The organism is Mesorhizobium sp. M7A.F.Ca.CA.001.10.2.1 (assembly GCF_003998575.1).
Classification (GTDB): Bacteria; Pseudomonadota; Alphaproteobacteria; order Rhizobiales; family Rhizobiaceae; genus Mesorhizobium.
On the sequence record NZ_RZQY01000005.1, the window covers coordinates 22,894 to 31,116 of the forward strand.

At 64.1% G+C, this 8,223-nt stretch carries 6 protein-coding genes; all 6 read right to left on the reverse strand.

Annotated elements, in window-relative coordinates; translation table 11 throughout:
* Positions 1 to 19: 19 nt before the first annotated feature.
* The 6 genes from EN964_RS00740 to EN964_RS00765 all read right to left on the reverse strand — a co-directional run bounded on the left by EN964_RS00740 (position 20) and on the right by EN964_RS00765 (position 8,143).
* Positions 20 to 2,050, reverse strand: a complete 2,031-nt coding sequence (locus EN964_RS00740; RefSeq protein ID WP_127270258.1) for an ABC transporter ATP-binding protein — start codon at positions 2,048 to 2,050, stop codon at positions 20 to 22.
* Complete coding sequence (locus tag EN964_RS00745) at positions 2,043 to 2,921, reverse strand: ABC transporter permease (protein ID WP_127270255.1); 879 nt, start codon at positions 2,919 to 2,921, stop codon at positions 2,043 to 2,045. The genes EN964_RS00740 and EN964_RS00745 overlap by 8 nt, the downstream gene beginning before the upstream one ends.
* The gene (locus EN964_RS00750; RefSeq protein ID WP_127270253.1) at positions 2,918 to 3,871 is read right to left on the reverse strand and encodes an ABC transporter permease; all 954 of its coding nucleotides are present in this window, start codon (positions 3,869 to 3,871) and stop codon (positions 2,918 to 2,920) included. Before EN964_RS00750 ends, EN964_RS00745 begins: the two co-directional genes overlap by 4 nt.
* Positions 3,872 to 3,941: 70 nt before the next feature.
* A complete protein-coding gene (locus EN964_RS00755) occupies positions 3,942 to 5,606 on the reverse strand; it encodes an ABC transporter substrate-binding protein (RefSeq protein WP_127270250.1) in 1,665 nt (554 codons plus the stop codon).
* A 244-nt stretch (positions 5,607 to 5,850) separates the two neighbouring features.
* Positions 5,851 to 7,035, reverse strand: coding sequence for a mandelate racemase/muconate lactonizing enzyme family protein (locus EN964_RS00760; protein ID WP_127270247.1), 1,185 nt, complete (start codon positions 7,033 to 7,035; stop codon positions 5,851 to 5,853).
* Between the two features lies 1 nt (position 7,036).
* Positions 7,037 to 8,143, reverse strand: coding sequence for a mandelate racemase/muconate lactonizing enzyme family protein (locus EN964_RS00765; RefSeq protein ID WP_127268582.1), 1,107 nt, complete (start codon positions 8,141 to 8,143; stop codon positions 7,037 to 7,039).
* Positions 8,144 to 8,223 lie beyond the last annotated feature (80 nt).

An 8,223-nucleotide genomic window follows, 5' to 3' on the forward strand; every position in this document is an offset into this window, starting at 1 on the left:
AGCCACGCGAGCGAGAGCGCTATGCCGGCTCGGTCACGACCGCTCTCTGCAGCCTGGCCAGTTCGGCGTAAGGAATGTGGCAGCGGATCGAATGGCCGGGCTGGGCCTCGCCGAGTGGCGGCTCCTGCTGTTCGCAGATCGGGCCGATCTTGCGCGGGCAGCGCGTGTGGAACACGCAGCCCGAAGGCGGATTGGTGGCGCTGGGGATTTCGCCGTCGAGACGAATGCGTGCCGTCTCGGTCTGGTCGAGTTTGGGCACCGCCGACAAAAGCGCCTCGGTATAGGGGTGATGCGGTCCGGAAAAGACGTCTTCCGATGGCCCAAGTTCCATGATGCGGCCGAGATAGAGCACGGCGATCTTGTCGGAGAGGTAACGCACCACGGCAAGGTCGTGCGAGATGAAGATGTAGCTGACGTCTTCCTTCGACTGCAGGTCGGCGAGCAGATTGAGGATGGCAGCCTGCACCGAGACGTCGAGCGCCGAGGTCGGCTCGTCGCACACCACGATGCGCGGGTCGCCGGCGAAGGCGCGCGCGATGGCGACGCGCTGCTTCAGGCCGCCGGAGAGCTGGCGCGGCTTGACGGCAAGATGGCGGTCGGTGAGCCGGACCGAGCGGACAAGGTCATTGAGGCGCGACTCCAGCGCTTTGCCGGAGAGGCCGGCCAGCCGCTTCAGTGCCCGGCCGATCAGATGGCGAATCGAATGCGAGCGGTTGAGAGCCGAATCCGGATTCTGGAAGACGATCTGCATCGCCTTGATCTGGTCGTCGCTGCGGTTCTCCAGCCGAGGCGCCAGCGCCTTGTCCTCGAGTTCGATGGTGCCGCCTTCGTCGGGCGGTACCAGGCCGAGCAGCAGCCTGGCGAAGGTCGTCTTGCCGCTGCCGGACTCACCGACCAGCCCGAGCGTCTCGCCGGGCCGCAAATCGACCGAGACATCCTTGACGGCGCGCAGTGCGTGACCGTGGCTGGAATAGGTCTTGTTCAACCCGGCGACGCGCAGCACTGGTGCTGCCGCCGGCTTTGGGGCGGGCGCCACATCGCTCGGTGTCGCGCGCGGCAGCGCCTGCGCCTTGTCGTGATGGAAGCAGCGCGACAGCCGGCCGCCCAGATCATAGAGCGGCGGCAATTCGCTGCGGCAGCGATCGTCGGCGAGCGCGCAGCGATCGGCGAAGGCGCAGCCCTTGATGTCGGCCCCGATGCCGGGCAGGAAACCCGGAATGGTGTCGAGCCGGCCCTGATCCTTGCGTTGGCCGCCGCGCGGCAGGCAGCGCAGCAGCGCCACCGTGTAGGGGTGGCGCGGATCGTTGAACACGACCTCCGTTGGTCCTTCCTCGACCAGCATGCCGGCATAGAGCACGCCGACCCGGTCGCACATGTTGGAAACGACGGCGAGGTTGTGGCTGATGAACAGGATAGAGGCTGACAGTTCCTGCCTGAGCTGTGCGATCAGGTCGAGCACTTCGGCCTCCACCGTCGCATCGAGGCCGGTGGTGGGCTCGTCGAGGATCAGCATCGACGGATCGTTGGCCAGCGCCATGGCAATCGCCAAGCGTTGCTGCATGCCGCCGGAAAGCTGGTGCGGGTAGCGCTGCATGACACTTGTCGGGTCGGAGATGCGCACTCGGTTCAGCATCGCAATCGCCCGGTCAGTGGCCGCTCGTCCCGAAACGCCGCCGAGTTCAAAAATCTCGGTCAGCTGACGGCCGACGCGGATCGATGGGTTCAGCGCCTTGCCCGGGTCCTGATAGACCATGGAGACGCTTTCCGCGCGCGCCCGCCTGAGCGCTTCGGCGTCAAGTTTCATCACATTCTGGCCGTCGAGCGAGATCGCGCCGCCGGTGATCGAGCCATTTCTCGGCAGATAGCGCACGACGGTGAGCGCCACTGTCGACTTGCCGCAACCGGACTCGCCGACCAGCCCATAGGCTTCGCCCTGGCCGATGGTGAGGCTGAGGTTGCGCAGCACGGCGCGATTGCGGCCGGCGACGCGGTAGGCAACCGAAAGATCGGTGAGTTCGAGTGCGTTTTCGGCCTTGGCGGAGTTAGTCATTGAGCGCTCCGTGAACGCCGTCGGCCGCCAGATTGACGCCGATCACCAGCGAAGCGATGGCGAGCGCATCGAACAGCACCGTCCACCAGAAGCCGCCGCCGATCATGCCGTAATTGTTGGAGATCGACAGCCCCCAGTCGGGCGAGGGCGGCTGGATGCCAAAGCCCATGAAGGAGAGCGTGGCGACGGCGAAAATGGCATAGCCGAGCCGCACGGTGGTTTCGACCAGGATCGGCGGGATGACGTTGGGCAGGATCTCGACGAACATCGTATGCAGGGCACTTTCATGCCTGAGTTGTGCGGCGGCGACATAGTCGAGCTCGCGCTCGGCCAGCACCGCCGAGCGCACGGTGCGCGCGATGATCGGCGCGAAGCTCAGGCCGATGACGACGATGACCGTCGTCTTGGAGGTGCCGAGCGCAACGATGGCCAACAGCGCAACGATGACCACCGGGATCGCCATGAAGGCTTCGAGGATGCGGCTGACGACATCGTCGACGAGACCGCGAAAATAGCCGGTAAGGAGGCCAAGCGCCGTGCCGGCTACCGTCGCCAGCAAGGTTGCCAGCGGTGCGACGGTCAGGATGTCGCGCGAACCGACGATGACGCGCGAGAAGACGTCGCGGCCGATCTGGTCGGTGCCGAACCAGTGTTCGGAAGAGGGCGGCGCCAGCGCGTTGATGATGTCGTCGGCGAGCGGATCGTAAGGTGCGAAATGCTCGCCGAACAGCGCACAGGCAACCCAGAACAGCACGATGGCGAAACCGACAAGGAATGTGCGCGAGCGCAGCAGCGAGAAAAAGACCTCCGCCAGCGGGCTGCGCCGGCGCGTGTCGTCTGGTGTAGGAGAGCTGGTTTGGACGGCGCTCATTGATCTGACCCCAGACGGATACGCGGATTGAGCACGGAATAGAGGAAGTCGGCGACAAGGGTGGCCACGGCATAGACAATGCCGATGGTGAGGATGCCCGACTCCAGCATCGGGAAATCCTTGCCGCGCGCGGCGGTGAAGATCAGCGACCCGATGCCCTGGTAGCGAAACAGCGTTTCGATGACGACAAGGCCGCCGATGAGGTAGCCGGTCTGCGTCGCGATGACGGTGATGGTCGGCAGCAGCGCATTGCGCAGCACATGCCGCCAGATCACCGTGCGCCAGGGCAGGCCCTTCAGCACGGCCGTTCGCGTGTAGTCGGAATCGAGCGCCTCGATCATGCCGGAGCGTGCCATGCGGGCGATGTAGCCGAACAGCACCAGGAACAGCGGCAGCGAGGGCAGGATCAGGTAATAGAGCTGCGTGAAGAAGCCGGCGTCGCGCGGCCATGCGGCCGATATCGGCAGCCAGCGCAGCCAGACACCAAAGATCAGGATCAGGATGATGCCGGTGACGAATTCCGGCAGCACCGTCACCGACAGGCCGCCGAGACTGATGATGCGGTCGAGCGGGCGGTTGAGGTTGAGTGCGGCGACGACGCCGCCGAGGATGCCGATCGGCACCACCAGCACGAAGGCGACCGCCGCCAGCTTCATCGAATTGCCCAGCGCATCGATGACGAAAGGCGCGACCGGCGAGCGGAAGATGTAGGACGTACCCATGTCGCCCTGGACGAAGTTGGAGATCCAGCTCCAGTATTGCGTTAGCAGCGGGCGATCGACGCCGAGCGTGTGATTGAGCGCGTCGACCGCGCGCTGGTCGGCGAACGGGCCCAATATGGCGCGCCCGACATTGCCGGGCAGCACCTGGCCGCCCAGGAACACCATGATGCTGAGCAGGAACAGCGTGACGAGCGACAGCGAGACACGCCGGACAAGGAAGGAGAGAATGGCTAGGACTCCTTGTGGAGCCAGCCCCCATGCGGGAGCTGGCTGTTAGAGGATTGGCTTTCCCTTCCGTTCAGGCCTTCGATGCCTTATCGAGGAACAGCTGCGACATGGCGGTCGGCTGCACGCCGGCCACACCCTTCGCCGTCGCCGTGAGATAGTCATAGAAATAGCCGAAGATGACAGGCGTTTCTTCGAGCAGCAGCTTCTGGATCTTGCCGGCGTCGGCCTTCTGCGCCTCGAGATCGAGGGCCGCGATGTAGCTGGTCGCCAGCGCGTCATAGTCCTTGTTCTTGAAGTGTGCCGCGTTCCAGGTGCCTTCACTCTTCAGCGGTGCCGCGAGATAGACGTTCGGCACGCCGCGGTGGCCGTAGTCGGTGATACCCATCACCGAATCCAGCCAGTTCGACTTGCCGAACACTGCGTCTCCGTAATAGCCGCTCTGGTCGAGGATGTTGAGGTCGAGTTGGACGCCGATCTCCTTGACCCAGTTTTGGATCAGCTGGGCGTATTCAGGGATTTCCAGGTAGCGTTCGGTGGTCAGGGTTATCTTGAAGCCCTGGCCAAGGCCGGCTGCTTCCATGAGCTGCTTGGCCTGGGCGATATCCTGCTTGCGCTGCGGCACGCTCGTATCGGTCGAAGGGTAGACGGCGGCGAACGGGCTGTCATTGCCCAGAGCGGAGCGTCCCTTCATCAGGCCGGCGGCCAGCTTGTCGCGATCGAGGCAGAGCGCAATGGCACGGCGCACGCGCGCATCCTTCAACGGGCCCTCGTCGCAGCGCATGTGCAGTTGCTGATGGGCCGACGACTTCAGGCTGATGATGTCGACGTTCGGATCGTTGAGCAGAGCGACGCCGGCCAGCACGGGCATCTGGTTGATGATGTCGACCTGTCCGCCCTGCAGCGCCAGGATCTGCGGCTGCATATCGGTGAAGAAGGTGAATTCGGTGCGTTCCGGCAGTGCCTTCGGACCCCAATAATCCTCGTTGCGGACGAAGGAGGCGCCGACCTTTGCCGTGTATTTCTCAATTTTGAACGGCCCGGTGCCGTCGAAGCTCTTCTCGTAGTCGCCCTTGTAACTCGCCGGGATGATGACGGCGTTGTAGTTGTCGGACGACAGCATGTAGGGGAAGTTGCCGTTCGGCGCATCGAGGTGGAATTCCACCGTGTAGTCGTCGACCTTCTTGGAGGCGCCCTTCTGCAGGATGCCGTTGAACACCGACAGCGCGTTGGACGAGTTTGCCGGATCGGCAAGGCGGTCGATGCTGGCCACGACGTCGTCGGCCTTCATCTCCCCGCCGCTGTGGAATTTTACGCCCTTGCGCAGCTTGAAGGTCCAAACCGTGCCGTTGTCGTTCGGCTTCCAGCTCTCGGCCAGCGCCGGTTGCAGCACCAGGTCGGGGCCGTCGACACAAAGGAATTCCGCAACCTGCTGCATCACCAGCAGGCCGCCGGCGTCCGCAATGGTGACTGGGTCGATCGTTGCTGCCGGCACGCTGCTGGCGACACGGATGGTGGCGCCGGGTGCGCCTTGGGCACGCGCCAGCGACGGCATGCCGCCGAGGCCGGCGGCCATGCCGATACGGCCCAGCAGCGGCAGCGACAGGCCGAGCAGGCTGCCGTGACGGACGAAGTCGCGGCGGCTGACACGACCGTCGACAAGGCCGTCGATCAGGTGATTTTCAAGCGGCGTGCGATTGCGCCGGATCAGGTCGAGAATGCCAAAGTTCTTGCTCATGGGTTTTTACCCTTTCCCCTATTTCTTATGGTTGACGAAATTTCGTGGATTGCTCCATTTTTCGGCCGCCAGAGAGGTCTGTCGACCGAAACCTTAGCATGCGGTTTTGTCCGGTCCATCCAGTCGTGGCGTGGACGCGCCGGCTTCCTGGCTGCACTGCTCCATCGTCTTGTCCAACCTTCCTGACCGAAGTCGCGCGGTTGGCTTCTCGTCTCTTGGCCGCTGTCTGGCCGGCTGCCGCCGTCTAGTTCAGCGGCAAACGGCGATAGGTTCCGGGCTTTGCCGGGTCATGATACTTGTTGCACGGTCCTTTCTCGGTAAAGTCTCTGTGACAGGCAGCGAGGTTTTCGCGCGACAAGGTGACGCCGAGACCAGGACCTTCCGGAACGCGCACGAAATTGTTTCTCGGCGAAAACGGCCCTTCCTCGGTGACATCCATCGGCAGCATGCGAAACAGCGACTGGTTCGGCTCCCTGATCCAGCCAAGTGCCGCGCACAGGTGCAGATAGGCGGCACTGCCGATGCCGCTGTCGCCGCTGTAGCACCAGAAATCGATGCCGGCGTGCTCGCAGGCGCCAACGAAGCGCAGTAGCCGGCCGATGCCGCCATGCGTCGTCGGGTTGCCGACGAACGCGTCCGGAACCTTGGTTTCCATGGCGCGCGCAATGTCGATGTTGTGGGTCGAGAACGGGATCGAGCAATGGCGCCGCAATTCGCGCATCTCCTCGATGGTCGCCACCGGATCCTCCCAGTTGCGCACGCCCAACTCTTCCAGCGGGCGCGCCAGCCGCCGCGCGGTGCTGAGTGAATAAGCCTGGTTGGAATCGATACGGATCATCGCATCGTCGCCGAGTTTCTTGCGGATCAGCTCGACCATCCTGAGCGAGACTTTCGGATCTTCGGTCGAGAACTTGCCTTCGAAGAAGGTCGTTCCATGCGTCTCGTGCAATTCGACGCAATAATCGGCGACTTCTTCCGGCGTCGTCTCGCCCTTCACCTTTGGTCCATCACCGCGCAGCGAAAAATAGTCGGTGAACGGGATATCCTTGCGCACAGCGCCGCCAAGCAACTGGTAGAGCGGTTGGTTCCACGCCTTGCCGCGCAGGTCCCACAACGCCATCTCGATGGCGCCGAAGGCCATGATGCGGGTGCGGTCGTTGATCGACTGCACGCCGGTCCAAAAGGGCAGGCAGACATGCTCGGCGCCGGCGATGTCGAAGGCATCGCGGCCGACCAGCCGTGGCGCCAGGACATCGTTGATAATCGCGGCCGCCGCTGGCGTCGGCGCTTCGCCGAGGCTAATCAAGCCATCCTCGGTCTCGACTTCAACAATGGTCGGCGAAAATCCGTCGAGTTCGCCGAACACCCAGGCATAGGGTGCTTCGAGGCGCAGATTGATCGGCGTGGCTTTGATGCTGCGGATCTTCATCTCAGCGGCCGACCTCGAAGAAAGGCTTGCCCAGCAGGTCGGGAACGACGTCGATGCCGAGGCCCGGTCCGTCCGGAATGCCCATGCGGCTGCCGGTGACCGGCGGCATGTTCGACGCCGTGCGCACCGTCACCCATTCATGGAAGGCGATGGCATGCAGCCGGCGCTCTTCCGGCGTCGACAGCGACAGATGCGCCATGGCCGCGGTGTCGATCTCGGCGCCGCCCGTGTCCTCGACCGTGATCATGAAGCCGAGGTCGACGGCAACGTCGCGGATCTGGCGCGTCTTCGTCACGCCGCCAAGGCGCGAGATCTTCAGGGTCAGCCCGTCGGCCGCACCCAGGCGATGAATTTCCAGCATCGCCTCGAGCGAGGTGACGGATTCGTCGAGCACCATCGGTTTGTCGAGCATGCGGCGCACCGACATGTTCTCGTCGATCGTGGTGCAGGGCTGCTCGAACGTGTAGTCGATGGCGCGCGTGGCGTCGGCGAACTGGCGCGCCTGATAGGGCGTCCAGCCGGCATTGGCGTCGCAGAAGATGACCGTGCCTTTCGGCACCGAGGCGGCGACCGCGGTGACACGCTCGATGTCGTCATGCACATTGCCGCCGACCTTGACCTGTAGCCGGTGGAAGCCGTCCTTGACGATGCGCTTGGCCAGCGCGGCCATGGCGTCGACGCTGCCGTGCGTGACGACCTTGTAGAGTTCTGCGGTGTCGCTTTCCTTGCCGCCGAGCAGCGTTACCAGCGGCACGTCGGCGGCGCGCCCCGCCAGATCCCAGCAGGCCATGTCGAGCGCCGACTTGATGTAGGGATGACCCTTGAACACCGTGTCCATCAGCCGGCCGATGTTGGCTAGTCCGCGCGGATCATGGCCGATCAGATGCGGCGCGATCTCGACCACGCCGGCGCGAACGCCGGCCGGGAAGGCTGCCGAGTAAAAATTGCCGAGCGGCGCCATCTCGCCCCAGCCGGTGATACCGCTGTCTGATGCAATGGACACGATCACCGCGTCGAAAGCGTCGGCCTCGCGCCCCTTCGACATGCGGTATGGCCCGTCCACGAAGGGCTGCACGACATGGTAGGCCTTGATGGTTTCGATCTGCACGTGTCTTGTCCGCTGTCTGTGATGGTGGGGAACGGGTCAGGCGCCCCTCGACGGGCGTTGTTCGAGGCCGCGCGCATAGG